24 protein-coding genes and 2 pseudogenes are annotated in these 26,664 nt (G+C 70.0%); 18 read left to right on the top strand and 8 right to left on the bottom strand.

Annotated elements, in window-relative coordinates:
• Nucleotides 1–217 (top strand): annotated as a pseudogene (locus ACL02O_RS26850) (IS481 family transposase); the annotation flags it as partial.
• 381 nt (nucleotides 218–598) lie between these two features.
• Here the strand turns inward: ACL02O_RS26850 and ACL02O_RS26845 are convergent.
• On the bottom strand, nucleotides 599–1,648 hold the full coding sequence (locus ACL02O_RS26845; protein ID WP_412820945.1) for a zinc-binding dehydrogenase: 1,050 nt from the start codon (nucleotides 1,646–1,648) through the stop codon (nucleotides 599–601).
• Nucleotides 1,649–1,748: 100 nt separating this feature from the next.
• Complete coding sequence (locus tag ACL02O_RS26840) at nucleotides 1,749–5,021, bottom strand: bifunctional cytochrome P450/NADPH--P450 reductase (protein ID WP_412820944.1); 3,273 nt, start codon at nucleotides 5,019–5,021, stop codon at nucleotides 1,749–1,751.
• Between the two features lie 31 nt (nucleotides 5,022–5,052).
• Between ACL02O_RS26840 and ACL02O_RS26835 the strand changes: the two genes are divergently transcribed.
• Nucleotides 5,053–5,673, top strand: coding sequence for a TetR/AcrR family transcriptional regulator (locus tag ACL02O_RS26835; protein ID WP_412820943.1), 621 nt, complete (start codon nucleotides 5,053–5,055; stop codon nucleotides 5,671–5,673).
• 272 nt (nucleotides 5,674–5,945) lie between these two features.
• On the opposite strand, the gene ACL02O_RS34555 is transcribed toward ACL02O_RS26835, so the two are convergent.
• Nucleotides 5,946–6,086: a zinc finger domain-containing protein gene (locus ACL02O_RS34555; protein ID WP_459560893.1), complete on the bottom strand. Its 141-nt coding sequence runs from the start codon at nucleotides 6,084–6,086 to the stop codon at nucleotides 5,946–5,948.
• A 480-nt stretch (nucleotides 6,087–6,566) separates the two neighbouring features.
• Here ACL02O_RS34555 and ACL02O_RS26830 point away from each other — a divergent pair.
• The 3 genes and pseudogenes from ACL02O_RS26830 to ACL02O_RS26820 all read left to right on the top strand — a co-directional run.
• Nucleotides 6,567–7,337 (top strand): annotated as a pseudogene (locus ACL02O_RS26830) (low temperature requirement protein A); the annotation flags it as partial.
• Nucleotides 7,330–7,740: a low temperature requirement protein A gene (locus ACL02O_RS26825; RefSeq protein ID WP_412820946.1), complete on the top strand. Its 411-nt coding sequence runs from the start codon at nucleotides 7,330–7,332 to the stop codon at nucleotides 7,738–7,740. The pseudogene ACL02O_RS26830 and the gene ACL02O_RS26825, both read left to right, overlap by 8 nt.
• Complete coding sequence (locus tag ACL02O_RS26820) at nucleotides 7,741–7,980, top strand: hypothetical protein (protein ID WP_412820942.1); 240 nt, start codon at nucleotides 7,741–7,743, stop codon at nucleotides 7,978–7,980.
• Here ACL02O_RS26820 and dmpG read toward each other — a convergent pair.
• The 4 genes from dmpG to ACL02O_RS26800 are packed head-to-tail and all read right to left on the bottom strand — an operon-like array spanning nucleotide 7,967 to nucleotide 11,380.
• Nucleotides 7,967–8,989, bottom strand: coding sequence for a 4-hydroxy-2-oxovalerate aldolase (gene dmpG, locus ACL02O_RS26815; RefSeq protein ID WP_412820941.1), 1,023 nt, complete (start codon nucleotides 8,987–8,989; stop codon nucleotides 7,967–7,969). The genes ACL02O_RS26820 and dmpG overlap by 14 nt on opposite strands.
• The gene (locus ACL02O_RS26810; RefSeq protein ID WP_412820940.1) at nucleotides 8,986–9,924 is read right to left on the bottom strand and encodes an acetaldehyde dehydrogenase (acetylating); all 939 of its coding nucleotides are present in this window, start codon (nucleotides 9,922–9,924) and stop codon (nucleotides 8,986–8,988) included. The genes dmpG and ACL02O_RS26810 overlap by 4 nt, the downstream gene beginning before the upstream one ends.
• The gene (locus ACL02O_RS26805) at nucleotides 9,924–10,739 is read right to left on the bottom strand and encodes a 2-keto-4-pentenoate hydratase (RefSeq protein ID WP_412820939.1); all 816 of its coding nucleotides are present in this window, start codon (nucleotides 10,737–10,739) and stop codon (nucleotides 9,924–9,926) included. Before ACL02O_RS26805 ends, ACL02O_RS26810 begins: the two co-directional genes overlap by 1 nt.
• On the bottom strand, nucleotides 10,736–11,380 hold the full coding sequence (locus ACL02O_RS26800; protein ID WP_412820938.1) for a TetR/AcrR family transcriptional regulator: 645 nt from the start codon (nucleotides 11,378–11,380) through the stop codon (nucleotides 10,736–10,738). Before ACL02O_RS26800 ends, ACL02O_RS26805 begins: the two co-directional genes overlap by 4 nt.
• Nucleotides 11,381–11,498: 118 nt before the next feature.
• Here ACL02O_RS26800 and ACL02O_RS26795 point away from each other — a divergent pair, with 118 nt between their 5' ends.
• From ACL02O_RS26795 to ACL02O_RS26775, 5 genes are all read left to right on the top strand, one after another.
• Nucleotides 11,499–12,359: an alpha/beta fold hydrolase gene (locus ACL02O_RS26795; RefSeq protein WP_412820937.1), complete on the top strand. Its 861-nt coding sequence runs from the start codon at nucleotides 11,499–11,501 to the stop codon at nucleotides 12,357–12,359.
• Nucleotides 12,356–13,342, top strand: coding sequence for a VOC family protein (locus tag ACL02O_RS26790; RefSeq protein ID WP_412820936.1), 987 nt, complete (start codon nucleotides 12,356–12,358; stop codon nucleotides 13,340–13,342). Before ACL02O_RS26795 ends, ACL02O_RS26790 begins: the two co-directional genes overlap by 4 nt.
• Entirely contained in the window at nucleotides 13,339–14,943 is a 1,605-nt protein-coding gene (mhpA, locus tag ACL02O_RS26785) for a bifunctional 3-(3-hydroxy-phenyl)propionate/3-hydroxycinnamic acid hydroxylase MhpA (protein ID WP_412820935.1), read from the top strand. Before ACL02O_RS26790 ends, mhpA (ACL02O_RS26785) begins: the two co-directional genes overlap by 4 nt.
• 61 nt (nucleotides 14,944–15,004) lie before the next feature.
• Nucleotides 15,005–16,555, top strand: coding sequence for a long-chain-fatty-acid--CoA ligase (locus ACL02O_RS26780; protein ID WP_412820934.1), 1,551 nt, complete (start codon nucleotides 15,005–15,007; stop codon nucleotides 16,553–16,555).
• A gap of 269 nt (nucleotides 16,556–16,824) precedes the next feature.
• Complete coding sequence (locus ACL02O_RS26775; RefSeq protein WP_412820933.1) at nucleotides 16,825–17,871, top strand: FUSC family protein; 1,047 nt, start codon at nucleotides 16,825–16,827, stop codon at nucleotides 17,869–17,871.
• A 31-nt stretch (nucleotides 17,872–17,902) separates the two neighbouring features.
• On the opposite strand, the gene ACL02O_RS26770 is transcribed toward ACL02O_RS26775, so the two are convergent.
• Nucleotides 17,903–18,547: a TetR/AcrR family transcriptional regulator gene (locus ACL02O_RS26770; RefSeq protein WP_412820932.1), complete on the bottom strand. Its 645-nt coding sequence runs from the start codon at nucleotides 18,545–18,547 to the stop codon at nucleotides 17,903–17,905.
• A gap of 141 nt (nucleotides 18,548–18,688) precedes the next feature.
• Between ACL02O_RS26770 and ACL02O_RS26765 the strand changes: the two genes are divergently transcribed.
• From ACL02O_RS26765 to ACL02O_RS26730, 8 genes are all read left to right on the top strand, one after another.
• A complete protein-coding gene (locus ACL02O_RS26765; protein WP_412820931.1) occupies nucleotides 18,689–19,822 on the top strand; it encodes a VOC family protein in 1,134 nt (377 codons plus the stop codon).
• Entirely contained in the window at nucleotides 19,819–20,760 is a 942-nt protein-coding gene (locus ACL02O_RS26760; protein WP_412820930.1) for a fumarylacetoacetate hydrolase family protein, read from the top strand. The genes ACL02O_RS26765 and ACL02O_RS26760 overlap by 4 nt, the downstream gene beginning before the upstream one ends.
• A complete protein-coding gene (locus ACL02O_RS26755) occupies nucleotides 20,757–22,637 on the top strand; it encodes an acyl-CoA synthetase (RefSeq protein WP_412820929.1) in 1,881 nt (626 codons plus the stop codon). Before ACL02O_RS26760 ends, ACL02O_RS26755 begins: the two co-directional genes overlap by 4 nt.
• Nucleotides 22,634–22,987 (top strand): DoxX family protein, encoded by a 354-nt coding sequence (locus tag ACL02O_RS26750; RefSeq protein ID WP_412820928.1) that lies wholly within the window; start codon nucleotides 22,634–22,636, stop codon nucleotides 22,985–22,987. Before ACL02O_RS26755 ends, ACL02O_RS26750 begins: the two co-directional genes overlap by 4 nt.
• Nucleotides 22,984–24,492: a bifunctional 3-(3-hydroxy-phenyl)propionate/3-hydroxycinnamic acid hydroxylase MhpA gene (gene mhpA, locus ACL02O_RS26745; protein ID WP_412820927.1), complete on the top strand. Its 1,509-nt coding sequence runs from the start codon at nucleotides 22,984–22,986 to the stop codon at nucleotides 24,490–24,492. Before ACL02O_RS26750 ends, mhpA (ACL02O_RS26745) begins: the two co-directional genes overlap by 4 nt.
• A 192-nt stretch (nucleotides 24,493–24,684) precedes the next feature.
• Nucleotides 24,685–25,599, top strand: a complete 915-nt coding sequence (locus tag ACL02O_RS26740; protein WP_412820926.1) for a patatin-like phospholipase family protein — start codon at nucleotides 24,685–24,687, stop codon at nucleotides 25,597–25,599.
• Nucleotides 25,600–25,856: 257 nt separating this feature from the next.
• Nucleotides 25,857–26,240 (top strand): recombinase family protein, encoded by a 384-nt coding sequence (locus ACL02O_RS26735; RefSeq protein WP_412820925.1) that lies wholly within the window; start codon nucleotides 25,857–25,859, stop codon nucleotides 26,238–26,240.
• The coding region (locus ACL02O_RS26730) for a recombinase family protein (RefSeq protein ID WP_412820924.1) at nucleotides 26,192–26,664 on the top strand (473 nt) is incomplete at its 3' end. The genes ACL02O_RS26735 and ACL02O_RS26730, both read left to right, overlap by 49 nt.

Genomic DNA, 26,664 nt, shown 5'->3' with positions numbered 1-26,664 from the left:
AAGTCGGGCCCGCCGGCTCGGACCGATGCTCGGGATGCCCGCCTCGACAGTGCACGCCGTGTTGACCCGGCGCGGCCTGCACCCGGGCCTGGCTCCACCGGCCACCGGCGAGCCGGTCCGCCGCTATGAACGTGAACGGCCCGGCGACCTGATCCACGTCGACGTCAAGAAACTCGGACGCCTACGCAACGGCGGAGGCTGGCGCATCCACGGCCGCGACAGCATCGAACGCGCCGTGCCCGCTACCGACCCCGGGTCGCTACCAGACCCGGGGCGGTTCAATCCCTCTGCGGCCCCACTGCCGGAGTCAACTGTGGGCGGGATGCCCGCCCAACGACCTGTGTGCTTGCCCGAAATGCGGGTGGGGTTGTGGTTGTAGGCCCAGCGCCTCACATGCCGCAGGGCGGGATGTGAACTCCACTGGCGCACCAGCCGCTTGCGAACGCCGCGACCGAACCCCTTGTAGTGCCTGTGCGGTGGATTCGACCCGGGCCAGCCCGGTCAACGTGCCGACCTGCCGGCAGGCCCACCCGGCCTGCCGGCACGCCAGCGCCGAACGCGGGGCGGGAGTCGAGAGTCTCACGACCCGCAGTGGGTATCAGGGCTTGAGAATCAGTCGGATCGGGCTGCCTTCCTTCTTCACGAGCCGTTCGACGCCTCGGGGCGCCTCGGACAGCGGGAGCACGTCGCTGATCGACCCGGAGAGGTCGAGGCGGTGGTGGCCCACCAGGGAGACGAGCTGCTCGACGTGCTCCGGTGCGCTTCCGTAGTGGCCGCGGACCTGCTGCTTCAGGTAGCTGAACAGCGTCGTCTGGTGAATGGTCAGCGGTTGGGGTGCCAGTCCGACCAGGACCAGCCGGCCCTCGCTGGCGAGCACGGTCTGGGCCTGGGTCCAGACCGGCGGGGCGCCGGCCAGGTCGAAGGCGACGTCGAGGCCGCGCTCGCCGGTGATCCGGCGGACCTGCTCGGCGAAATCGGCGGCGCCGGGGTCAAGGACATGGTCGGCACCCAGGGCGAGAGCCCGAGCCCGGGCATCCGGGATCGGATCCACGGCGACAATGGGGGCGGCCCCGACGAGACGCAACAACTGGACGGCATGGGCGCCCAGCCCGCCCAGCCCCCACACGCCGACGGCCTGGGTGGGGCGTACCTCGCCGGTGGCGACGATCGCACCCCAGGGGGTGGAGACCGCGTCGGGGATGATCGCGGCCTGCTCCAGGGGAAGATCGTCCGGCACGCCGACGAGGGTGAAGTGCTCGGCGATGGCGTACTCGGCCCAGCCGCCGTCGTAGTCGACCCCGCGGGTCAGCGGGTGCTGGCACTGGCCCACCCGCCCGAGGAGGCAGGGCGCGCAGGAGCCGCAAGGCTGGCCGGCCTGCAGCAGCACGCGCCGCCCGACCTGCCAGTCGGCGGGCACCTGCGCCCCGACCGCGTCGATGACGCCGGCGACCTCGTGCCCCAGGGTCACCTTGTCGACGCCCGTTTCCAGCCGCAGGCTCCCGTCGATGAGGTGGACGTCGGACAGGCAGATGCCGGCCGCGGCTACCTTGATCCGTACCTGGCCCGGTCCGGGCTGCGGGACGGGCACCTCCTCCATCGCGAACTCGCCCGTCTTGTAGTCGAGCCGGCCGGCAAGCATGGTGGACATGACATTCTCCTTGTCTCGCGGTGCGTATGGTGGCCCCCACCGCGCGGGGCATGGCTGTCCGGATGCGGCGCTTCCGCGCCGTACTGGGCTCAATCGGTGATCAGGCGAAGACGTCCTGCTGGTAGCGCCCGTCGGCCTCGAGCTGGTCGAGCCACTTCTCGGCGTCGTCGGCGCTACCGCCCGTGTGGCTGAGATAGATGCCGGCCAGGGCCTGCCGTACCGAAGGGGCCATCCGCCTGCCGTCGCCGCAGACGTAGAGGTGCGCGCCGTTCTGGATCGCGTCCCAGATGCCGACGCCGTCGGCGGTGATGGCGTCCTGCACGAACCGGTACGGGTGATCCGGCACGGTGGAGAACGCCAGGTGAACCTCGGCGACGCCGGCCTGCTGCCACGCCTGCATCTCGTCGCGGTAGAGCCAGTCGTGCTCGGGATGCCGGCAGCCGTAGAACACCTTCGACAGACCGATCTCGACACCGCTCGCCTGCTGGGCGGCACGCTCCTCGAGGAAGCCGCGCAGCGGCGCGAACCCGGTGCCGGGTCCGACGAGGATCATCGGTGTCGCGGGGTCGGCCGGCGGGTGGAACGGCGGGGCCGGGACGCGTACGTAACCGAAGAACACGTCGCCGGGCCGCAGCCGGGCCAGGTACTGGGAGGCCAGCCCCCGGTACTCCCCGTCGCCGGACAGTGCCGGACCCTCCACCAGGCCCACGGTCAGCCGGGGCCGGTTCGGCTCGACCATGGCCGCCGAGGAGATGGAGTAGAAGCGCGGTCGGATCGGCCCGGCCATCCCCAGGAAGACGGCCAGCGGCAACTCGACGGCGGGGAACCGCTCCAGCAGGGTCAGGACCGAGACCCGCTTGGCCAGGATCTCGTCCTGGTAGCGGTGGCGCGCCTCGTCGGTGTCGTCGAGGTAGCCCTGGAGCTGGCCGGCGGTCCACGGGCACTGGGTGTGCTCGAGCAGCGCCCACAGGTGGGCGCGGGTAGCGACCTCCTGCAGTTCGACGAACTCCGTCAGCAGCAGCTCGGCGGTCACGGGCAGGTCGATCGGCAGGTGCGTGGGCTGGCTGCCCTCCGCACGGTGTAGCCGGACCACCTGGTCGCGGGGTACCCGCAACAGCCGCAGGGCCCGCGCCACCAGCTCGGGGTCGTTCTTGCCGAAGACGGCGAGGTGGTTGCCGGTGTCGTAGCTGACGCCGTCGGGCAGCTCCACGGTGATGGACAACGCCTGCGGCCGGGGCGCCTCGACGCTGAAGTCCCACAGGCCCGTCGGGTCGCCGACCAGCTCCTCGCTGGCCACGACGGTGATCGGGTACGCCTTCTCGGAGACCACCGCCGGGCGTACCTGCGCCTCGGTGAGGACCTCCAGCGACAGCTGTTGGCTGGTGGTGGCGCTGGTATCCGCGCCGTACTGCTCGGCCAGCGCCGTCCACAGCGCGTCCATCCACGTGGTCGCCATGCCGTCGAAGTCGCCGTTCGCATCGACCTCGCCGCGCGGCACGATCGGCGTCGCACCGGCCGCCAGCAGCGCCGCCTCCACCCGCTTGGGGAATGCCTGATAGGTGATCCAGTGCGTGTTGCCATTGCCAAGCACCGCGAACCGCACCTGCGACATCGATCCAGCCGTCAGTCCGCCGGCGGCCAGGGCGTCGAAGCGCTGGGCGTTGTCCGGGGCTTTGCCGTTGTAGCTCGGCGTGACCACGACCAGGATTCCGTCGCTGGGCGGGTTGTCGGCCAGTTCGTCCAGCGTGAGCAGGGAGGTGTCGAAGCCGGACTGCTCGGCCCGGCCGGCCAGTTGGCGCGCGAGATCCTCCGACGCGCCCAGGTTCGAGCCGTACGCGACGCGTAGCGTGACGCCGACGGCGTTCACCGCGACCGCCGCTGCCTGCGGCTCCGGAGCCGTCCGCACCTCGGTGTCGAATCGCTCGTACGGCTGGCGGGAGCGCACCCGCAGTAGGAAGTTGTCCGGCTTGCGGGTGAGCGTCTCCTTGACCTTGATCTGGTAGTCGTTGGGGTCGGTGATCGCGAAGTTCTGCAGGACGAGGGCGAGGGCGAGCCGGGCCTCGGTGAGGGCGAACTGCCGGCCGATGCAGGCCCGCTCGCCGTTGCCGAACGGCTTGTAGGCGTGCGGGTGGTGCTGGGAGATGTTCTCCGGCAGCCACCGGTCGATGTCGAACTCGGTCGGCCGGTCCCACGCCTTGGGGTGCTTGTGCAGCGCCGGAATGACGACCATGACCTGCTGGTCCTTCGGCAGTGCGTACCGGCCACCGATCACGGTGTCCTCGTACGGCGCCAGGGCGATCGCGGGGATGGGCCCCCACAGGCGCAGGGTCTCGTCCAGGACCCGCGGGATCACGTTCAACTTCATGATCGTCTCGTAGGTCGGCACCGTGTCACCGGGCAGCAGCCGGTCGACCTCCGCGTACGCCTGAGCCAGCACGTGCGGGTTACGCAGCAGCTGGTACAGGGCGTACGAGAGCAGACCGCTGGTGGTCTCGTGCCCGGCGATGAGGAACGTCACCACGTTGTTGCGAATGTTCTCGTCGGACAGCGGCTCGCCGGTCTCCGGGTCGACCGCGTTGAGCATGAGACTTAGCAGGTCGCGGCGGTCATCGCCCCCACCCGCGCGGCGCTCGCGGATGACCTCCTCGACGAGCGAGTGCATGACGCGGACGTTCTCCTCGAAGGTCCGAATCTGCCGGCGCCGCAGTGCGGTGACGAAGGGCGGCTGCTTCAGCCGCCCCATGGCCTCGTGCAGAGAGTCAGCCAGGGCCTGCAGGAACGGATGCACCTCTTCAGTGCCGAAGGAGTCGAACCGGTAGTCGAAGCCGGTCAGCCCGATCGTGTCGAGGGTCAGCCGGGTCATGTCGGCGACCACGTCGAGGTCCTTGCCCTCGTTGCGCCGCCACTTGCCGACCAGCGCCTCGGCAACCTCGAGCATCTCGGGGAAGTACGCCTTCATCGACCGCTGGCTGAACGCCGGCATGAGGATCCGGTGCGCCTTGCCCCAGTTCGGCTCGTCCCGCCTCGCGGTGAACAGGCCGTCCCCGGCGATCGCCCGAACGTCACTGTGCGGCTTCTCGATCGGCTTGTAGAAGCGCGACTCGTCGCACACCTCCGCCACCAGGTCCGGGTCCGACACCAGGACGAGCTCGCGGCCGGGCAGCGCGAGCCGGTAGATGCCCTCGGGGAACCGACCGGCCGTCTCCTCGAAGAACGCAGCCGGTCCATCAGCCGGGATCTGCAACGCGTTGCCGACAATCGGGACCCCGGGTGGGGCGGGGATGGTCTTGAGGTTGCTCAACAGGTTGACCCCTTCCATCGACGTCGCCGGCGGTGGCCGGCCAACGAAGGTGAGTTCCCGGACGTCAGCCATACACCGTATGGCTGCTGCTACCATACGGTGTATGGCTGCAACTGGACAGGCCTCAAGTGGCCGAGGAGACGCACGTCTCACCGAAAAGGGCATCTACACCGCGGCGCTTCGACTGATCGACGCCGACGGGTTCGGCGCGCTGAGCATGCGGAAGCTGGCCGGGGTGCTGGGTGTGAATCCGATGTCGCTGTACCACCACGTGCCGAACAAGGCCGCGCTGCTACGCGGCGTGAAGAATCTCGTCGCCGCGCAGTTTCAGCCGCGCGTCGACGGGGGGACCTGGCAGGAACAGCTGGGCCGGTTCGCGCACGACTTCCGGGCCCTGGCGCACCGGCACCCCAACCTGATCGTGCACATCCTGGCCAGCCCGGACTCCATCGAGCCGGAAGACCCGTTCTGGACGGCACTGACCGGCATCCTGAGAACTGCAGGTGTGCCCTCTCACGAGGTCGCCTCGGTGGGAGCGGTGCTCACCAGCTTCTTCTCAGGCTTCCTGCTCGCCGAGGGCAACGGAACGCTCCGGCGCCTCGCCGCCCTGCAACCCACAGCCCCCGCATCGGCCAGTGCACCGAGCGCAGACGCAGACGGGGATCGCGGGTTTCAGTTCGCGATCCAAACCCTCATCGCGGGCCTCGAAGCACGCCTCTCCTGACCCTCTGCTCACCTGGACTTCGCATGCGCGATGGCAGTGGCGGGCGGAGTGGCATCCGCCCGGGCCGCTGTCAGGGACGGATGAACCCTGGCGCTAATCGGTCACAGCCCGCGAGTCGTGCCGGTTCAACGTCCGGCTGGTGCCGCTGGGTCAGCCTCACGGCCACTTCGCCGGTGGCCGGCAGCCCGTCGTACCCCGGAATCAGGTAACGCCGCTCGGAACTGTGCCGGATAGGAACGCCGGCACGCTGGTTGCCCAGTTCTCTGCTTCCGCTAGAGCTTGGTCCGTTCCGGGTGCATCCCGTCGACCATCTTGTGCCCCGGCGTATTGAGGCAGTGCGACCCTGGCTGGGCTCCGCACACCGGGCACGGCCGCCACTCCTGGACCGGGCCGGCGTCATGACCCAAGATCATGGCGATCTCGCTTATCTGGTCGGCTAGTTCGTGCAGGCTCGGGTCGCGATGCCGGACCGCAGCCTTGTGGATCTGCTGAACCGACTCCCGCGCCCGCTCCAGGGTGCGTCTTGCCGATGCGCCCGGGTCTGAAGACATATGTGGCGGCTTCCCGGGAAGGCGTGGATGAAACCGCCTAACCCGGGACTGCGGGGCGATGAATCTCGGGATCTTATGCCAGGTCCGTGAAGCCGTCCGAACACCGCCGGCGCTTGGCGAAGGCCCTGAATCCTGACCACCGCGTTCGGTCGGACGCCGCCTAAAATGACAGGGGTGAGTTTTCCGGCGAAGCTGACAGCAGGCACGGCGGACGTCGGGAATGGCAGGTTCATCGCCTCCCGCCGCGGATACTCCGCCTCGTGTTTTTTGGTCGCAGGTATGGGATTGCCGAGGCAGGCGAACGCCGGGCGCACCTGCCGCGGCGAACCAGACTGATGACGGATGGATGAGCCGGGCCACGATCGGCGCGTACGGGAGGGGACCAGCTGGCACCGAGCGACCATCCTCGAGCTGTTCTTCGATCTGGTCTTCGTCTTCGCGCTCAACCGGGTCAGCTTGCGACTCCTGGACGACTTTCACTCCGGTGGGCTCGGCTTCAGGGGGTCCGCTGAGACCCTTTTGCTGTCTCTGGGTTTGTGGTTCATGTGGCAGACCACTGCCGCGTTGACCAGCCGAGTGCACCCGGATTCGCGGCCGGGTCAGTTCCTCGTGTTCTCCTCGATGGCCGGTGCCACCGTGATGGCGGTCGCGGTGCCCCAGGGGTTCGAGGAGCGGGCTCTGGTCTTCGCCGGCGCCTGGGTTGCGGTCCGGATCAGCCGTCTGTTGGTTTACCTCCTGGCCAGGCAAGTGAGAACCGGCAGCTCCTCGCTACCGGGGCTGCTGTCGCTGGCCGGGAGCACCGTTCCGTGGATCGCCGGGGCGCTGGTTCACGACCCGCTCTTGCGGGGTGCGCTCTGGGCGCTCGCGCTGGCCATCGAGTTCCCCGGGTTCGTGGTCGGCTTTCGCCGATGGGCCGGCAGTCAGGTCGCCGGCGAGCACCTGGCCGAGCGGTTGCAGCAGATTTTCTTGATCAGCTTGGGTGAGGCAGTTTTCGTGTCCGGCCGGGCGTTCTCCGACAGCTACCTCGCGCTCTCGCACGGGGTGGGGTTCGCGCTGGCCTTCGTGGGCATCGTGCAGCTCTGGCGCATCTACTTCTACCGCCGGCCTGCTCCTACCCCGGGCCATCACCGCCGCCCGGGAACCGGCCCGGCAGTCCGTGGCGGCCGCCTTGACTCATCTGGTCATGATCTCCGGTGTTGTTCTCGCGGGAGCCGGCTTCGAGCTGTACATCATCGAGCCAACCAGCCGGCCGGAACCGAATTGGCTCGTGGCCATCCTCGGCGGTCCTGCTCTCTTCCTGCTTGGGCGGGCTCCCTTCGAACTGCAGGTATTCCGCCGGATCTCCCTGTCACGGCTGATCGGGCTCCTCGCCCTTGGTCTGCTGATCCCGGCCGTGTGGCATGCTCCTCCGCTGGTCGCCGGCGCCGGCGCCACCGCAGTGCTCGCAGGAATCGCCGTCGCGGACGCGTGGCACGCCCGCAGCCGGGAACCGGAGCCACCCGCCCTGCTGATGTGATTGCAGAACGATGCCTACAAGCAGCCGGCCGGCCCACCGGCGGCAGCCGCCGTGCTGCCGGCGACCACAGCTATCCGGCAACAACCTCCGGTCGGGGTCGTGGCACCTGTCCTTCCTTTCGATTGGGCGGTCTCAATGCTGGCGCTGCTCGGCCGGCTGCGGTGCCACGACGAGGACGACCTCGAGCAAGCCGAGCCGCCCGTCTTGAACTGCGCCTCTCAGGCGATCAGCTGCGGCTGAGGTCGAGTGCGATGTCCAGGATCATGTCTTCCTGGCCGCCGATGAGCTTCCGCCGGCCGACTTCAAGCAGGATGTCCCGGGCGTCGAGACCGTACTGCCGTGCGGCGATTTCGGCGTGACGCAGGAAGCTGGAGTAGACGCCGGCGTAGCCGAGAGTAAGGGTCTCCCGATCGACGCGGACAGGTCGGTCCTGCAGCGGGCGGACGAGGTCGTCGGCGGCGTCCTGGAGAGCGAACAGGTCGCAGCCGTGCTGCCAGCCTTGAACGGTGGCCACGGCAATGAACGGCTCGATAGGGCAGTTGCCGGCGCCGGCGCCGTGTCCGGCGAGGGACGCGTCGACGCGGGTGGTGCCCTCCTCGACGGCGACGAGGCTGTTGGCCACGGAGAGGGACAGGTTCTCGTGGGCGTGGATGCCGATCTCGGTGGCGGGGTCGAGGACGTCCCGGTAGGCGCGGACCCGGTCGCGGACGCCGTCGAGGGTGAGTCGGCCGCCGGAGTCGGTGACGTAGACGCAGTGGGCGCCGTAGGACTGCATGAGCTTGGCCTGGGCGGCGAGTTCCTCGGGTTCGGCGAGGTGGGTCATCATGAGGAAGCCGGAGACGTCCATGCCCAGTTCCCGGGCGGTGGCGATGTGCTGCGCGGCGATGTCGGCCTCGGTGCAGTGAGTGGCGACGCGGACCGACCGTACGCCGAGGGCGTGGGCCTGTTTGAGGTCGTGAATGGTGCCGATGCCGGGCAGCAGCAGGGTGGTGAGGCGGGCGCGGGTGACGGCGGCTGCGGCGGCTTCGATCCACTGCCGTTCGGTGTGGCTGCCGGGGCCGTAGGTGAGGCTGCCGCCGGCGAGCCCGTCACCGTGGGCGACCTCGATGCCGTCGACGCCGGCGGCGTCGAGTGCGGTGACGATCCGGGTGACGTCGGCCGGGGTGATGCGGTGCCGGGTGGCGTGCATGCCGTCGCGGAGGGTGACGTCCTGGATGAACAGGCGGCGGGCGGGTGCGGTGGCGTTCATCGGATGGCTCCCTGTGCTGCGGCGAGGCGTTCGGCGACCCGGAGTGCCGCCGAGGTCATGATGTCGAGGTTGCCGGCGTAGGCGGGCAGGTAGTGGGCGGCGCCTTCGACCTCCAGCAGGATGCTCACCTTGGTGGTGACCGGTGTCCTGTCGTCGGGCAGCAGGGTGTGGACCGGTTCGTCCGGCGCCAGCGGGGTGAACTGCACGGGCTGCTTGAGCCGATAGCCGGGGACGTACGCGGCGACGTCTGTGATCATCTGCTCGATGCTGGCGCCCACCGCGTCGTGGTCGGCGGGGCCGATGAGGCACTGCACGGTGTCCCGCATGATCATCGGTGGCTCGGCGGGGTTGAGGATGATGATGGCTTTGCCGCGCCGGGCGCCGCCGACCTGTTCGATGGCGGCGGCCGTGGTCTCGGTGAACTCGTCGATGTTGGCGCGGGTGCCGGGACCGGCGGATCGGGAGGCGATGGAGGCGACGATCTCGGCGTACGGCACGGGCGTCACTCGCGACACCGCCGCGACGACGGGGATGGTGGCCTGTCCCCCGCAGGTGACCATGTTGACGTTGCCGGCGTCGAGGTGCGCGTCGAGGTTGACGGCGGGCACGACGTACGGCCCGATCGCCGCCGGGGTCAGATCAACGAGCATCTTGCCGTACGGGGCAAGAGCGGCGGCGTTGGCGCGGTGCGCCCCGGCCGAGGTGGCGTCGAAGACCACGGCGATGTCGGCGAAGCAGGGCATCGCGATAAGGCCTGCGACGCCCTCGGCGGTGGTCGGCACGCGGAGGCGGCGGGCGCGGGCCAGGCCGTCGGAGGCCGGGTCGATGCCCACCATGGCGGCCATCTCCAGCCTGTCCGACAGGCGCAGCACTTTGATCATCAGGTCGGTACCGATGTTGCCGGAACCGATGACGGCGACCTTCGTACGCGACATCAGCTGCCGCCTTTCGTGACGGGGGTGGCGAAGGTGGCCTCGACGCTGCCGAGGCCGGTGAGGTGGGCGCGGACGTGCATGCCGGGGGTGACCGGAACCATGGGCCCGAGTGCGCCGGAGAGGACGACGTCACCGGCGCGGAGCGGGTCGCCGTGGGCCAGGGCCGTGCGCGCGAGCCAGGCGAGGGCCTCCATCGGATCGCCGAGGCATGCCTCGCCGGAGCCGGTCGATGCTTGGGACTCGTCCACGTACATGGTCATCCGGACCGCCGCCGGTTCGACGGCGCCGAGCGGTACCCGGTCGGCGCCGAGGACGAACAGGCCGCTCGAGCCGTTGTCGGCGACGGTATCCGCGAAGCTGATTTCCCAGCCGGCGATCCGGCTGTCCACGATCTCCAGTGCCGCCACCGCGTGGGCGACCCGCTGGCGCACCGTGACGGCGGTGACGCCCGGGTCGGTCACGTCGTCGGAGAGGACGAAAGCGACCTCTGCTTCGATGCGGGGTTGCAGCAGCCGGTCGAGACTGATCGCCGCGGACTGCGGGCAGGCCATGTCGTCGAAAAGCATGCCGAAGTCGGGCCGGTCCACGCCGAGTTGACGCTGCACGGCCGGGGAGGTGAGCCCGACCTTGCGCCCGACCGTCCGCCCGCCGTCCCGGATCCGGGCCTCGGTCAACCGGCGCTGGACGGCGTAGGCCAGGGTCTCGTCGTCCGGGCCGATGAGGTGGCGGACCGGCGGGCACGGTGTGCGGGTCCGCGCGGCGGTACGCAGCCGGCGGTAGGCGGCGGCGACCGGATCGGTGGTGCCCTCGGTCATGGGGTCTCCGTGGCCGGGCGACCGTCGGTCAGGCGGGTGAGGGCGTCGTAGAGGGCGCGGGCGTGCAGGTCGAACAGCGGCCTGAGGTCCACGCTGTCGCCGCCGATCTCCTTGGCGATGAAGAGCCCATCGGCGCCGGCGATGGCGTACGTGGCGACCAGGTCGATCGCGTCGCGGTCGGCGTCCGGGGCGAGCGTGGCGAGTACGGTGGCGAGTCGCGCGCGGGCGACGTCACGGACCTGCAGGAACATGCGGCGGGCGCTGGGCTCCTCGGGACGCCGCTCGAGGGTGAGCATGAGCCCGAGGCGGAGGAAGTCGGGCGAGTCCAGCAGGGTCTTGGCGACCTGACCCGCCAGCTCCGTGACGCGGTCCAGCGCGGGGTCGGTGTCGTCGCCGGGGAGGGTGAGGGCGTCGGCCCAGATGTCGAAGCTGCGCTCGATGACGGCGGCGATGAGGTCGTCCTTGTTTTTGAAGTGCCAGTAGATCGAGCTGGCAGGCAGGCCGCACTTTTCGCTGACCAGCGCGATGCTGGTGCCGTCGTAGCCGCGCACGCCGGCGACCTCGGCGGCGGCGTCGAGGATGCGGCGGCGGGACTCCTCACCGTTGGCCCGCCGTTTGCGTTCGCCGCGAGATTCCGTCATCGCACCCTTCCCAGGTTTCCGGCTGATGTCTTGACGATGTCAGCAGTGAAGCTTACCGTAGCGGCCACTACAACTGTAACGCTCGTTACATTAATGACGCCGGGCTGCGGGAGGTCACGTGAGCGTCGAGGAAATCACCGCGGATCAGCGCTTGGTGCGGGTCGGCGCGCGGGACATCGCGGTCACCGAGCGGGGAGCCGGTGCGGCGGTGGTACTGCTGCACGGCGGCGGGCCGGGAGCCTCCGGGATGTCGAACTACGCCCGCAACGTCGACGCCCTGGCCCAGCGGTTCCATGTGATCGTGCCGGACCTGCCCGGCTACGGCCGGTCCAGCAAGGAGATCGACCAGTCCGAACCCTTCGGTGACCTGGCCGCCGCCGTACGTGGGCTGCTCGACGAGCTCGGCATCGAACGGGCCCACTTGGTCGGCAACTCCTACGGTGGGGCCGCCGCGCTGCGGCTGGCGCTGGACCGGCCCGACCGGGTCGGACGGCTGATCCTCATGGGCCCGGGCGGGATCGGCACGACCCGACGTCCGCCGACGCCGGGCTTGAAGTGCTTGCTCGGCTACTACGGCGGCGACGGCCCCACACGGGCGAAGCTCGAACGGTTCATCCGCGATTACCTGGTCTACGACGGCACGGCCGTCCCCGCCGCGATGATCGACGAGCGGTACCGGGCGAGCATCGACCCGGAGGTGGTCGCCAACCCGCCGCTGCGGCGCCCCGCCGGGTTGCGCACCCTGTTGCGGATGGATCTGCTGCGGGACAAGCGGCTGTCCCGGGCCGCCACGCCCACGCTCGTGCTGTGGGGTGCCGACGACAAGGTCAACCGGCCGTCCGGCGGGCGGCTGCTCGCCGAGCGGATGCCCCGGTGCGACCTGTACCTGGTCGCCAGGACCGGCCATTGGGTGCAGTGGGAACGCCCGGACCTGTTCAACTCCCTCACCGCTGCCTTCCTCTGCGAGGAGTCCCAGTGAACGTCTTCGGCAAGGTGCACCTGGGCTACCTGTGCATCGAGACCATCCGGTTCGGTGACTGGCGCCGCTTCGGCGCCGACGGGGTCGGCCTGCACGTCGACGAACTCGACCGCGACCGGATGCGCTTCCGGCTGGACGACCACGAGTGCCGCCTCTTGCTGCAGCGAGGCCCGGCCGAGGACGTGACCACGGTCGGCTGGCACGTCGACGACCACGGGGCGTTCGACGACATCGTCGCCCGCATCACCGCCCGCGGTGTCACTGTGGAACAGGGCCACGACGAGGACGCAGCGCTGCGCGGGGTGGAACGGCTGGTGCGCTTCCCCGGCCCGAAGGGCCTGGTCCAGGAGTTGTACACCACTCCGGTCACCACCACCGCGCCGCTGCGCATCCAGGCCAGCGGCTTCGTCACCGGTGACGCCGGCATGGGTCACATCGCCATCACCTCACGGCGCCCGGACGCCATCCACCGCTACTACGACAACCTGCTCGACGCGCGGCTGAGCGACTTCATCATCGAGACGATCAGCGCGGTGCGCTTCCGGATCCGGTTCCTGCGGGTCAACGGCCGCCACCACTCCGTCGCCGTGGCCAACACCGAGGGCCTGCGCATCGATCCGATCCGCACCGCGATCCAGCACCTCAACACCCAGGTCGCCACGTTGGACGACATGACCACCTCTTACCAGCGGCTCAAGCAGCTCGGCTTCACCATGGCGCTGGGCATCGGGCAGCACACCAACGACAAGGAGCTTTCCTACTACGTCCGGACGCCGTCCGGCTTCGAGTGGGAGGTCGGCTGGAACCCGATCGTCGTGGACGAGGCCACTTGGGAACCCACCACCCACCGGGGGATCAGCATCTGGGGACACACCCCCGAGGGCCAGACCGTCATCGACAAGCTCAACCAGTTCCGCCACGGCGCGGCCTCGCTGCGCCGCGCGGAGATCACCGTCCCGGCACTGAGCGGAGCCACCACGTGAACACCGAACTGCACGACTACGACGTGATCATCGTCGGATACGGCCCCGTCGGGGTCACCGCCGCCAACCTGCTCGGCGGCATGGGCGTACGGGTCGCCGTCATCGAGCGCGACGCCTCCATCTTCCCCCGCGCGCGGGCGATCTCCACCGACGAGGAGGTGCTCCGGATCTGGCAGGGCATCGGCCTCGCGGAGCGGCTCAAGCAGGACATGCTCGCCGGCCGGCCGATCGACTTCGTCGACGCGCGCGGCCGGTCCTTCCTGAGCCTCGCGCCGGCTCCCCGGGGCAACGGGCACCCGCCGCAGCTGTTCATCTACCAGCCGGCCATGGAGCAGGTCCTCCGCGACGGTGTCCGCCGCTATCCGAACGTCGAGGTCCTCCTCGGCCACGACTGCGCGGCCGTCGAGCAGGACAGCGACGGTGTCATCGTCACCGCACACGACCTGGCCGACGACACGGTGCGTACCCTGCGGGCGGCGTACCTGATCGCCACCGACGGCGGCTCGAGCCCGATCAGGACCCGGCTGGGCGTCGGCTTCGACGGCCGCACCTACCACGACCGGTGGGTCGTCATCGACACCAGGGTCAAGCGGGGCTGGGACACCGTCGACCGCCTACGCTTCCACTGCGACCCCGCCCGGCCCGCCGTGGACTGCCCGATGCCACAGGGTCACCACCGCTGGGAGTTCCCCGTCCTGCCCGGCGAGGACGAACAGGATCTGGTCAGCCACGACTACATCTGGCGGCTGCTGCGCCGCTACGGCCGCACGCCCGACGAGGTCGAGATCCTCCGCGCGGTCATCTACAGCCACCACGTCCGCTTCGCCGCCCGGTGGCGCATCCGCCGGATCTTCCTCGCCGGCGACGCCGCACACGCGATGCCGCCGTGGATCGGCGAGGGCATGTCCTCCGGCGTACGCGACGCGGGCAACCTGTGCTGGAAGCTGGCCGCGGTGCTGCGCGGTGAGCTACCCGATGACGTTCTGGACAGCTACGAGGTGGAGCGCAAACCACACGTGCGGGAAATGACCACGCAGGCCGTCCGCTTCGGGCGCATCATCACCGAGCGACGTCGCGGGCTGACGGCCCTGCGCAACATCACGTTCCGGGTCCTCATGCGGGTCCCGGCCTTCCGCGCCTACATGCAGGAGGCCGGGTGGTTCCCATCCGACAGCTACCGGAAGGGCCTGCTGGACCACACCGGTGGCAACCGGGCAGTCGGCGAGCAGCTCCCGCAGCCGTGGGTCCAGACCGAGGGCGGTGACCGGGTCCGTCTCGACGACGTGCTCGCCGGCCGGTGGACGCTGCTGCACACCGGCCCGGCGCGACCCTGGCCGGCCTGGGCGGTCGGCGGCATCCGCTGCCTGCGGGTCACGCCGTCGGGCTCGACCCCCGTGCCCGGCGCGATCGTGGACGACGAGGACGTGCTCATCCCCTGGATGCGCCGGCACCACGCCACCGTGGTCGCACTGCGCCCCGACGTCGTCGTCTACGCCGCCGCCACCGGTGACGCCGACCTGCCCCGCCCACCGTTCGTCCACCCGCCACAGAGCCCTGTCGCCGAGCAGACGCCCCCGCCCACCGCCACGACGACGGCGTGAGCTACCCGGACCTCACCGCATCGACGCCCACCACCATCGCCCACGCCATCAAGGAGCTGTCATGCTCAACCTCGCGCTCATGCTCGAAGGCACCGCCGAACGGCTGCCGAGCAGGGAGGCGGTCGTTCTCGGTGACACCCGCTTGTCGTACGCCCAACTCAACGCTGCGGCGAACCAGGTCGCAAACCTGCTCGTCGAGAGTGGCGTCCGGCCGGGCGACCGCGTCGCGCTGTCCTGCCCGAACCTTCCGTACTTCCCGATCGCCTACTACGGCATCCTCAAGGCGGGCGCCGTCGTCGTACCGCTGAACGTGCTCCTCAAGGCCCGTGAGATCGCCTACCACCTGCAGGACTCGGGCGCCAAGGCGTACCTCTGCTTCGAGGGAACCCCCGAACTGCCCATGGCGGCCGAGGGCTGGCGCGGGTTCGGCCAGGCCCACGGGTGCGACCACTTCTTCCTCATGACCGCGGACCCCCAGGCACCGAGCCCGATCGAGGGCGCCACCACAATGGGATCGGCGGTCGCCGGTCAGGCCCCCCGCTTCGAGACCGTGGTCACCGAGGCCACGGACACCGCCGTGATCCTCTACACCAGCGGAACGACAGGACACCCCAAGGGCGCCGAACTGACCCACGCCAACATGGTCATGAACGCCCTCACGTGCTGGCGCCTCTTCGGCGCCGCCGACCAGGACGTCCACCTGGTGACGCTGCCGCTCTTCCACTCATTCGGGCAGACAGTGCAGATGAACGCCGGCCTGTACGGCGGCGCCACGCTGGTTCTCCTGCCCCGGTTCGACGCCGCAACGGCACTGGCAATAATGGAGCGCGAACGGGTCACCTTCTTCGCCGGCGTCCCGACGATGTACTGGGGCCTGCTCTCCGTCGACCGGGAGAACGGCAACGCTGCGGCGATCGCAGCCAACCTGCGCATGGCGATCTCCGGCGGTGCCGCCCTGCCGGTGGAGATCCTCGAGCAGGTGGAGAAGGTCTACGGCGTTCGGATCCGGGAGGGCTACGGCCTCTCCGAGACCAGCCCCGTCGCCTCGTTCAACCACCCCGGGCGCGAGGCCAAGCCCGGTTCGATCGGGCAGCCGATCTGGGGCGTGCAGATGAAGCTCATCGACACGGACGGGAACGAGGTCCCGGAGAGCGAGCCGGGCGAAATCGCCATCCGGGGTCACAACGTCATGAAGGGCTACCACGGCCGCCCCGACGCGACCGCGGAGGTGATCCGGGGCGGGTGGTTCCGCACGGGCGACGTCGCCCGCCGCGACGAGGACGGCTACTACGTCATCGTCGACCGGGCCAAGGACATGATCGTTCGCGGTGGCTTCAACGTGTACCCCCGCGAAATCGAGGAGACCATCATGACTCACCCCGACGTGAGCCTGGTGGCTGTGGTCGGCGTGCCGCACGAGTCGCACGGCGAAGAGGTGAAGGCCTTCGTGATCCGCAACCCGGGATCACGGCTGACCGAGGGTGAGCTGGTGAACTGGTGCAGGGAGCGGATGGCGAGCTACAAGTACCCCCGTCTCGTCGAGTTCCGGCACGAGCTGCCCATGACCTCCACCGGCAAGATCTTGAAGCGCAAGCTTCGCGACGAGGCGTGAGCTTGATCCGCGGCATGGCAGGCAGGGGGGCCGCAACGCAGCAAGCGGCGGCATCGTCGAGCGCTATAGCCATCGGAGCGGATGCAGCCGAGTCGCCTCGACAGGGAAGACGGGTCGCAGGTTTGTGAAGGTCGGGCGGGGTAACCCTCGCCATGGCCGCTGACCGGAGCCCCCTGCCCCGACCTGAGGAGGTAGTCGAGCAGTCCAGAGGCCTGGCGGCGTTGGCTCGACGCCGTGGTGGCGCGGCCGGCAGGCTGCGGCTACGTCAGGTGGAGATCATCCTGGTCATAGCGGCCCAGTGCGGGCTCGCCGCCACCCTGGCCTGGGGGCTCGCGCACGAGGTGGCGGGGCGACCTGCGCCGGTCTTCGCGCCCAGCGCGGCCGTCGGCACGATCGTCGCCGCACTCGGACAGCGGGCCCGACGTACCGCCGAACTGATACTCGGCGTCGGTCTGGGCCTGGTCATCAGCGACGTTCTGCTGCGTTACGTGGGGTTCGGAGCCTGGCAGATCGGCGTGGTGGTGGCCCTGGCCATCGCCGTCGCCCTGGTGATGACGGGGCGTAGCGGGGCGCTTGTCGCCCAAGCCGGCAGTACCGCCGTCCTTCTCGCCACGCTGTCACCGGTCCAGCAGGGTCTGGAATGGGCGCGGCTCATCGAAGCCGGGTCGGGGGCCGTCGTCGGGTTGGTGGTGGTCGCGTTGCTGGTGCCGATCAACCCGATGCGCATTCTTGACCGCGCCGCCGTGCCGCTGGTCGAGACCCTCTCCGGGCAGCTTCGGGAAGTCGCGGAGGCGCTGAGACAGCGAGACCCGGACCGCGCGGTGCGAGCGCTCGACCAGCTTCGCGGCATGGATGCCGACCTCGAGCGGATGCACGAGGCACTGGGTGGCGCCGAGGAGGTGACCACGATCGCGCCGGTGCGCTGGCCACGTCGACGGGATGTCCAGCGTTACCAGCGCGGCGTCCAGCACATGGATCGGGTGACCTTCGGGTGCCGGGAGATTGCCCGCTGGGCCTCGACCTTGCTGCAGTACGACGAGCCGGTGCCGGATGAACTCGCCACCGCCCTTGAGAGGCTTGCCGAGACGGTCCGGGTGCTGCAGCGGGAGGCACGAAAGGCTGGGCCGTTCGAGCAGACCCGCGGCGCGGTGCTGGATGTCGCGCGGCTGGTCGGCGAGGCGTGCCGCAAGGGCCTGAAGTCGTACGGGCAGGCTGTCGTGATTCAACTCCGTACGGCGTTGAGTGACCTACTTCGGTCGACCGGGTACGAGCCGGACACGGCCAACCGTATGGTGCGGGAGGCGGTCAACCTCTAGGGTCTGTCGGGCCCTTGGGACCGGCCCCGGCCTACGGACGATCGTCAAGGTCGGGCAGCGGGCGTTGGCAGATCTCGTGGGCCTCGTCGGGCGGTAGGCCGAGCATGCGCAGCACGTCCTCGGTGACCTGGTCGGTGGCTGCGGCGTCGTCACGCTCGGGGTGGTCGTGCAGCAGTTGCCCGAGGCACAGCGCGGCGCCGGCCACGGTCACCATCGCCAACTCCGGGTCGCGCACGCGGAACCGTCCGGCGCGGACGCCGTCCTCGATGTCGCGCCGGGCTCGTGGTGCGAGGCCCTTGTCCGAGCCGGCCAGGGCCAGGCCGGTGCTGAGCAGGACCCTGCTCAGCTCGGGCTGTCGGCGGTGGAGGCGCCCGGTCAGCCGGAAGCTCTGCGCGAACACGTGGGCCGGGTCGTCCAGGCCCACCGTCAGCTCGTCGAGCAGGGCGCCGTAGCGATCGAGGGCGTCCTCGACCGCGGCCTCGATGAGCTGCTCGCGGCTGTCGAAGTGGTTGTAGAACGACCCCATCCCCACGTCGGCGGCCTGAGTGAGCTCGAGGATCGGCACGTTCGGCTTGCCGGCCGCGATGAAGGTCTGGGCGGCGCGTACGAGCGCCGACCGGGTGTGCGCCTTCCGCCGTTCCAGGCGGTTGGGTGCCTGCCTGGTCTGCTGGACCATACCTGCGTGCTCACCTCTCCCGGGTCGGTATGCGAGACCACTTTAACCCAGCCGGAACTCAGTCCTGACGAAATCGTCATCCGGTCTTGACTGACGCTACTCTCGTAAGTGACGATTTCGTCAACTTGGAGGGAGCGGGACATGATCGAGCACCACGACCCGCACACCGGTCTGCACAGCGAACAGGGCGCGTTGCCGGGCGAGCACCCGGGGCGGGCGGGGAACCCGATCGTCAAGGTGCACGACCTGGCCTGGCTGGAGTTCGAGAAGCCTGATCTGGGGCGGGCCGAGCTGTTCGCCCACGCGTTCGGCTTCACGACGTCGCTGCGTACGCAGGACGAGCTGCACCTGCGGGGCACCGACCCCGGTTCGCCCTGCGTGCTCATCCGCCGGGGCACCCGGTCGCGGTTCATCGGCCCCGCCTTCCGGGCTGCCGACCCGAAGGACGTGCTGCGCCTCGCGGAGGAGACCGGGAGGCCGATGACCTCCCTCCCGGAGAGCCTCGGCGGGGTGACGGTGGATCTGGTCGACCCGAGCGGGACGCGGGTACGCGTCGTCGCGGGCACCCACGAGCTCTCCGCCCTGCCCACCCAGCAGCCACTGACCTTCAACGTCGGGCACGACGTGACGCGCGTGAACGCCACCCAGCGGCCGCCGCGGGAGCCGGCCAAGATCCAGCGGCTCGGTCACGTCGTACTGCAGACGACCCGGTACCTGGAGACGCTCAACTGGTACCTCGAGCACCTGGGCCTGATCGTCAGCGACTTCCTCTACCACCAGGGGCAGCGCGAACGTGGCCCGGTCATGAGTTTCATCCGCTGCGACCGCGGCAGCACGCCCACCGACCATCACACCCTCGCGATGACCCTCGGCCCGGCCAACCGGTACGTGCACTCCGCCTACCAGGTCCCCGACCTCGACTCACTGGCCGCCGGCGGGGAGCATCTGCTCGACCGCGGCTACCAGCGGTCCTGGGGAATCGGCCGGCACATCCAGGGCAGCCAGATCTTCGACTACTGGCGCGACCCGGACGACTTCCTGGTCGAGCACTTCACCGACGGCGACCTGTTCGACTGCACGCTCGAGCCGGGCTGGGCGCCGATGAAGGCTTCCGGGCTCGCCCAGTGGGGTCCGCCCGCCACCAAGGACTTTCTCGGCATGAGACCCGGCCGGGAATCGCTTCGCGAGCTGCGCGCGGTCATCGGCGCGCTGCGCGAGGACAACGAATTCGACCTCCACCGCCTCCGCGGCCTGATGAAAGCGTTCACCTCATGAGCACCTCCGTCCTGCGCACCGCCGACGCCTGGTGGGTGCTCACCCCCACCGGCGCCGCCAAGGTGCACACCAGCGCCACCACCACCACCGCAGAACTCCTGGCCGACCGGCCGGCGATCGCCGCGGCCGCGACGAGCAGCGACACCGTCCCGGTCGACGACCTTGCGCTGGTCTCCCCGGTGACGGCGCCCTGCCGCGTCGTCGCCCAGATGACGAACTTCGCCTCGCACGTCAAGGACACGAACGGCAACCCTGAGACGGTCCCCCTGACGTTCTTCCGCAAGACCTCGGGCTCGATCAGTGGCCCGTTCGCCGACGTGGTCCGTCCGGCCCACGTGCGGCTGCTGGACTACGAGGTCGAGATCGGCCTCGTCTTCGGCCGCGAGATGCCCGTCGGGACCACCATCACCGCGGACAACCTCGCCGACCACGTCGCCGGCCTGGTGGTCACCAACGACATCTCGGCACGCGACGTCCAGCTTCCTCAGACCCAGTTCTACGAGGCGAAGTCCTACCCCACCTTCACCCCGGTCGGCCCCGCGCTGGTGCTGCTCGACGCCGACGAACTCAAGCGGTTCACCGACCTGCGGCTGAAGCTGTGGGTCAACGGTGAACTCCGGCAGGCCATGCTCGCCACCGACATGATCTACACGCCGGTGCAGGCGCTGCAGGCGCTGACCCGCTTCCAGCGGATCGACGCTGGTGATCTGCTGCTGACCGGCACGCCCGTCGGAACGGCCCTGAGCGCACCGCCGAAGCCGGTCGCGTTCGTCGCCTCGCTGCTGCCACCTGCGGTGAAGTGGAAGATGTTCTTCAAGGGTCAGGCTCGCAACCCCAGGTACCTCAAGGACGGCGACGTCATCGAGGCCACCGTCGCCACCGACGACGGCGCGATCGATCTGGGTCGCCAGCGTACGGTCGTAAGGTACGCCCAATGACCGGGCCGCTGCTGTGGCCGGACTACGCCACGCCCGCCGACCTGGCCGCAATCGAGGCCGTTCCGCTCGAGGCGCGGGGCCTGCCGGAATCGACGTACGCGTTGCTCGCGCGAGCGGCCACACGCTGGCCGGACCGTACGGCGCTCAACGTCCTGCCGGACGCCGCCCGATGGCGTGAGCCGCTGCGCCGCACATTCGCCGAGCTCCTGGCCGACGTCCACCGGGTGGCGAACCTGCTCCACGACCTCGGTGTGCGGCGGGGTGACGCGGTCGCCCTGATGTCCCCCAACTGCGCCGAGCTGATCACCGCGACGCTGGCCGCCCAGCTCGCCGGGATCGCGGCGCCCCTGGGCGGCGGCCTGTCCCGGCAGCACCTCGCCGTACTCCTCCGGCGCTCTGGTGCCCGCGTCCTGGTCACGGCCGGGCCCGAGCTCGCGCCCGCCAACTGGGACACCGCGCAGGCGCTCGCCCACGACGGCCTGCTCGACGTGATCCTCGTGCTGCGGCCCACCGGCGCCGCCGGCGCGCCCGAGTCGCTTCCCGCCATCGACGGGGTGCGCATCGGCTACCTCGGCGAGCTTGCCGCGGCCGAGGATCCGTCCGCCTTCACCGGTGATCTGCCCCGATCCGTCGACCTGGCCGCGATGTTCCACACCGGCGGCACCACCGGCGCCCCGAAACTGGCCGCGCACACCCACGCCAACGAGGTGGCCGACGCGTGGATGCTGGCCGCCAGCAACCTCTTCGACCAGGAGACCGTGGTCCTCGCGGCCCTCCCGCTGTTCCACGTGAACGCGCTCGTGGTCACCCTGCTCGCACCGCTGTTCAAGGGGCAGGCTGTCGTGTGGGCGGGTCCGCTCGGCTACCGCGACCCCGCGCTGTTCGGCGCGTTCTGGAAAATCGTCGAGCACTACCGGATCGCCGCGATGAGCGCGGTGCCGACGGTGTACGCCGTGCTGGCACAGTCCCCGGTGGATGCTGACATCAGCAGTCTGCGGTTCCCGATGGTGGGGGCGGCGCCGCTGCCCGCCGCGACCCGGGACAAGTTCCAGGCCAACACTGGGATCACGCTGGTCGAGGGCTACGGGTTGACCGAGGCGACCTGCGCCAGCGCGCGTACCTTCCCCGACGTGTCGCGGCCGGGATCGGTCGGGCAGCGCCTGCCTTACCAGCGGGTGCGGGTGGTCGCCGTGGACGGTACGTGGGACGAGCTACCCGTCGGCGAGACGGGCATTCTGGCGATCAGCGGCCCGACCGTGTTCCGCGGCTACGTCACCGACCGCGACGAGAACGGCCACGTGCTGGACGGCCTGGGCAAGCTGGTCGACGGCTGGCTCGACACCGGCGACCTCGCACGCATCGACGAGGACGGCTTCGTCTACCTGGCCGGCCGGGCCAAGGACCTGATCATCCGCGGCGGACACAACATCGACCCCGCCACCATCGAGGACGCGCTACTGACCCACCCGCAGGTCACCGCGGCCAGCGCGGTCGGACGCCCCGACGTCCACGCCGGCGAGGTACCCGTCGCCTACGTCACCCTCGCTCCCGACGCCACGGTCGCAGAGGAGGAACTGGGCGCCTGGGCGCGCGAGCGAGTGCCCGACCGCGCCGCAGTGCCCAGGACCGTCACGGTCCTCGACGAACTGCCCGTCACCGCCGTCGGCAAGCTCTACAAGCTGGCGCTCCGGGCGGACGCCGCCCGCAGGGAACTCCGCGCGACACTCGACGAGGTCGCAGGCGTGCACGACATCGAGGCCACGATCGAGGGCAGCTCCATCGTGGCCACCGTCAAGATCTCTCCCTCCGCCGAGGACGCCGTCAAGGCGATTCTGGGCCGTTATGCCATCGAATGGCGATTGGTGACTGTGTCATGACCCTCGCTGCTTCCATCCTCGCAGTGCTGCTCGCGCTGGCCTTCCTCGCCCTGGGCACGGCCAAGATCCGGGCCGTGCCACCGATGCGGGAGCTGGCCGCGGAGGCCGGTTTCTCCGTCGCGGCCTATCGGCGTATCGGCCTGCTCGAGGTCGCCGGGGCGGTCGGACTGCTGATCGGCTTCTTGCAGCCGCTGCTCGGCGTCCTCGCCGGTGCCGGGCTGCTGCTGCTGCTCGCCGGGGCCCTCGCCGTGCACCTGCGCAAGGGCGACGGCCCGCAGAAGTACGCCCCGGCCGTCGTCTGCGGGCTCCTCGTCGCCGCCTACCTGGTCCTTCAGTTGCTGACGCGATGACAGCGGTTCCGGTAGTGATCATCGGCGCGGGCCCCACCGGGCTCACCGCCGCGACGCTGCTCGCCCAGTACGGCGTCGAGTGCCTCATCCTCGAGCGCTGGGAGTCGATCTATCCTCAGCCCCGGGCCGTCGCCCTCGACGACGAGGTCCACCGCATCCTGGCCCGCCTCGGGCTCCGGGACGAGTTCGCCGCGATCTCCCGGCCGCACCGGGGCCTGCGGCTCCTGGACCGGAACATGCGCGTGTTGGCCGAGTTCCAGCGCGACGTCGCGCAGGGCCGGCACGGCTACCCCCAGGGAAGCCTGTTCGACCAACCGGAGCTCGAGGCCATCCTCCGCGGGAATCTGGCCCGGTACGACAGCGCCACCCTTCGAGGCAACGCCGAGGTCACCGCACTGACTCAGGACGCCAGCGGGGTGCGGGTCGAGTTCACCGACACCGCCACCGGCGCGCACGAGTCCGTTTGCGCCGCGTACGTCCTGGGCTGCGACGGCGCCAACAGCCTGACCAGGGCCTCCACTGGCGCGAGCATGCAGGACCTGGGCTTCACGCAGCGCTGGCTCGTCATCGACGTGGCCACCGAAGCCGCCCTCGACCAGTGGGAGGGCGTGCACCAGCTCTCCGACCCGGCCCGCGCCGGCACCTACATGCGGGTCGGCAAAACCCGCTACCGCTGGGAGTTCCCGCTGACCCCCGGCGAGACCGCCGACGACTACCGTGCCCCGGCCCGGCTGCATCCGTTGATCTCGCGGTGGACCAGAAATATCCCCGTCGCGGAGCTGGAGATCATCCGCGCCGCCGAGTACACCTTCCGCGCGCAACTCGCCGACCGTTGGCGCGACCGCCGGGTGTTCCTGCTCGGCGACGCCGCCCACCTCACCCCACCGTTCATCGGCCAGGGCATGTGTGCCGGGCTGCGCGACGCCATGAACCTCGCCTGGAAACTCGCCGGCGTGCTCGACGGGACCCTCGCCGAGACCGTGCTCGACACCTACGAGATCGAACGCAAGCACCACGCCCGCGCCATGATCAAGCTGGCGAAGTTCATCGGCACCGCGATGACGGCCGGCGGCGAGCTGGGCAACATCATCCGCCGCGCCGTGGCGCCCCGGCTGCACCTCGTGCCCGGCCTCACGGACCTGGCCACCGACAGCCAGACACCCCCGCTGCACCGCTCCGAACTGGTGGTGCGGCCCCGGCTGCGCCGCAGCCTCACCGGCCGGCTGTGCCCGAACGCGATCATCGACGGCGACCACCGCTTCGACGACGTGGCCGCCGGCCGATTCTCGATCGTCACGTCCACCGAGCCGTCCGCCGCCCAACGAGCCGACATCGAAAGGCGCGGAGCCGTTCTCGTCACTGCCCGACCTGGCAGCGAGCTGCACCGATGGCTGCGGACAGGGGGCGTCCGCGCAGCCGTCGTCCGCCCCGACGGCACCGTTCTCAGAACCAGCCGCCGACTACTCCCCCACACGATCGATACTGTGCCGTCGTTTGGCGGATGACCACGGGCGCGGACGCGCTGCGGTCGCCCGGCAAAGGGTCCCGGTCGCAGTTCCGTGATTGAGCACCGGTACTCGGGAGAGCGCCGATAAGCTCTCGCCTTGTGGGGGAGCCAGGTGGACCTCCGCGCTCGAGCTTCTCAGGATCGAGGCCTGGTGGGCCTCGGCCCGGTCGGAGCGGTGGGCGGAGGTGACATGCGGATCGCACTGGCACTCGGCGCAGGCGGGGCGCGCGGCTACGCGCACATCGGGGTGATCCAGATCCTCGAAGAGCGTGGGTTCAACATCGCCGGCGTCGCCGGCTCGTCCATGGGCGCCCTCGTCGGTGGACTCTACGCGGCGGGCAAGCTCGACGCCTACGTCGACTGGGTGCGGACCATCGGTTACCGCGAGGTGCTACGCCTGCTCGACCCCGCAGTACGCGCGCCAGGCGCATTCCGGGCAGACAAGGTCATGACCCGAGTCGGCGAACTCCTCGACGGCGTGCGCATCGAACAGCTACCCGTGCCCTTCACGGCGGTCGCGACCGACCTGCTGGCCCGCCGCGCAGTGTGGTTCCAGGCCGGCCCGCTGGACATCGCGGTGCGTGCGTCCATCGCGCTGCCCCTCATGATCACCCCAGTCATGGTCAACGGCCGGCTCCTCGCCGACGGCGGCCTGATGGACCCGCTGCCGATCGCGCCAACCGCCTCCATACCGGCCGGCGCAGTTGTCGCCGTCTCCCTCAACGGCGCCCGCGCCACCTCTCACCCCGCGGCACCGGTTCGGGAGTCGGCCGACCCGCACCCGACTCGTGCGCGGAATCACGTGCAGAGCGACGTCCCAGTCTCCGACCGGGTCGGCGCCGCCGTGAAGACCATCACCACCGGCAGCCGCGAAGCGGCGTCTCTACCCGCGGGCCTGCGCGCACCCGACATTGTCAGCCTGTCCATAGAGGCCGTGGAGGACCTCCTCATCCGGTATCGGCTCGCGGGTCACCCACCGGATCTGCTGATCGAAATCCCGACGGACGCCTGCCGCGGCCACGAGTTCCATCGGGCGCTCGAGTTGATCGAGGTAGGCCGGCGGGCAGCAGTCGAGGCTCTGGCATCGAGCGGCTTCGAGAGCTGAGATCGCCAGATGATGGAGGATCGTGAGGCCTGCGCCCGCTCGTCGGTGGCGGCACCGTCTCGGCTCGCACGACAGCGAACTCGGGCTACTCGGCGCGCGGGCATGTCTGGTCTTCGACCTGAGCGAGCAAGGCCCAACATGACACCAGCGGACATCGCAAATACACGAAAGAGTGATAGAGATGCTCAATACGCTTCGCTGCACCTAGCCTTTCACGGAGGCCATGACGGGCAGACGTAGCGATCGTGGGGGTCCTTATGACGACGCCAGCGAACGCAGTGCCCGGGCGGGCCACTCTCGCGTCGTGGGCTGGGCAGCAGCGCAAGGTCCGGCCGCGACGGTTCGCCCGGCCGGCGGAGGGGCTGCGGTTCGCGTTCTGTGGTCGGATGTCCACCGTCGACTTTCAGGACCGGGCGTCGTCGTGCCGGTGGCAGCGCAACTACGCCGAGGACCTCATCGCCGGCCACGGTCGGATCGTGGCCGAGTTCTTCGACGAGGGTGTCTCCCGCCGGATCGCTTGGCAGGACCGGCCGCAGGCGGCGCAGTACTCGCTGCGGTGGCGGACCCGGCACGGGGGTTCGATGCAATCGTCGTGGGCGAGTACGAACGCGCCTTCCACGGCCAGCAGCTCGAACAGCTGACTCCCACCTTGCTCAGGCATGGTGTGCAGCTGTGGTTGCCGGAGACCTACGGGCCGGTGGACTTCGACAACCCGCGGCAGTTGGCGCTGTTGGACCTGCTGGGCGTGCACTCCCAGCGGGAGGTGTCCCGGGCCCGACACCGCACGACTGCGGCGATGCGCGCCAAAGCCGAGCTGCAGGGTCGGCACCTCGGCGGCCGGCCACCCTACGGCTACCGGCTCGTGGACGCCGGCCCTCATCCGAACCGCGCCCACGCCGCGTGGGGGCGCCGTCTGCACCGCCTGGAGCCCGACCCGGCCACCGCACCCTCGGTGAGGTGGATCTTCAAACAGCGGCTCGCCGGTCACAGCGTGGCCAGCATCGCCCGCGCCCTCAACGACGGTGGAGTGCCCTGCCCGTCCGGCGCCGACCCCGCGCGTAACCC

This window comes from Micromonospora mangrovicola (assembly GCF_047200535.1).
Lineage (GTDB): Bacteria > Actinomycetota > Actinomycetes > Mycobacteriales > Micromonosporaceae > Micromonospora.
Note: the sequence above shows the minus strand (reverse complement) of the source record. Positions and strands in the feature narration are given on the sequence as shown.

Bases quoted from the DNA above. Each gene is read 5' to 3' on its own strand.
- mhpA (WP_412820927.1), top strand. From the start codon at position 22,984: ATGACAGCGGTTCCGGTAGTGATCATCGGCGCGGGCCCCACCGGGCTC.
- ACL02O_RS26770 (WP_412820932.1), bottom strand. From the start codon at position 18,547: ATGGTCCAGCAGACCAGGCAGGCACCCAACCGCCTGGAACGGCGGAAG.
- ACL02O_RS26800 (WP_412820938.1), bottom strand. From the start codon at position 11,380: ATGACGGAATCTCGCGGCGAACGCAAACGGCGGGCCAACGGTGAGGAG.
- ACL02O_RS26835 (WP_412820943.1), top strand. From the start codon at position 5,053: ATGGCTGCAACTGGACAGGCCTCAAGTGGCCGAGGAGACGCACGTCTC.
- ACL02O_RS26735 (WP_412820925.1), top strand. From the start codon at position 25,857: ATGACGACGCCAGCGAACGCAGTGCCCGGGCGGGCCACTCTCGCGTCG.
- ACL02O_RS26760 (WP_412820930.1), top strand. From the start codon at position 19,819: ATGAGCACCTCCGTCCTGCGCACCGCCGACGCCTGGTGGGTGCTCACC.
- ACL02O_RS26845 (WP_412820945.1), bottom strand. From the start codon at position 1,648: ATGTCCACCATGCTTGCCGGCCGGCTCGACTACAAGACGGGCGAGTTC.
- ACL02O_RS26805 (WP_412820939.1), bottom strand. From the start codon at position 10,739: ATGACCGAGGGCACCACCGATCCGGTCGCCGCCGCCTACCGCCGGCTG.
- ACL02O_RS26755 (WP_412820929.1), top strand. From the start codon at position 20,757: ATGACCGGGCCGCTGCTGTGGCCGGACTACGCCACGCCCGCCGACCTG.
- ACL02O_RS26750 (WP_412820928.1), top strand. From the start codon at position 22,634: ATGACCCTCGCTGCTTCCATCCTCGCAGTGCTGCTCGCGCTGGCCTTC.
- ACL02O_RS34555 (WP_459560893.1), bottom strand. From the start codon at position 6,086: ATGATCTTGGGTCATGACGCCGGCCCGGTCCAGGAGTGGCGGCCGTGC.
- ACL02O_RS26840 (WP_412820944.1), bottom strand. From the start codon at position 5,021: ATGGCTGACGTCCGGGAACTCACCTTCGTTGGCCGGCCACCGCCGGCG.
- ACL02O_RS26780 (WP_412820934.1), top strand. From the start codon at position 15,005: ATGCTCAACCTCGCGCTCATGCTCGAAGGCACCGCCGAACGGCTGCCG.
- ACL02O_RS26810 (WP_412820940.1), bottom strand. From the start codon at position 9,924: ATGTCGCGTACGAAGGTCGCCGTCATCGGTTCCGGCAACATCGGTACC.
- dmpG (WP_412820941.1), bottom strand. From the start codon at position 8,989: ATGAACGCCACCGCACCCGCCCGCCGCCTGTTCATCCAGGACGTCACC.
- ACL02O_RS26765 (WP_412820931.1), top strand. From the start codon at position 18,689: ATGATCGAGCACCACGACCCGCACACCGGTCTGCACAGCGAACAGGGC.
- ACL02O_RS26740 (WP_412820926.1), top strand. From the start codon at position 24,685: ATGCGGATCGCACTGGCACTCGGCGCAGGCGGGGCGCGCGGCTACGCG.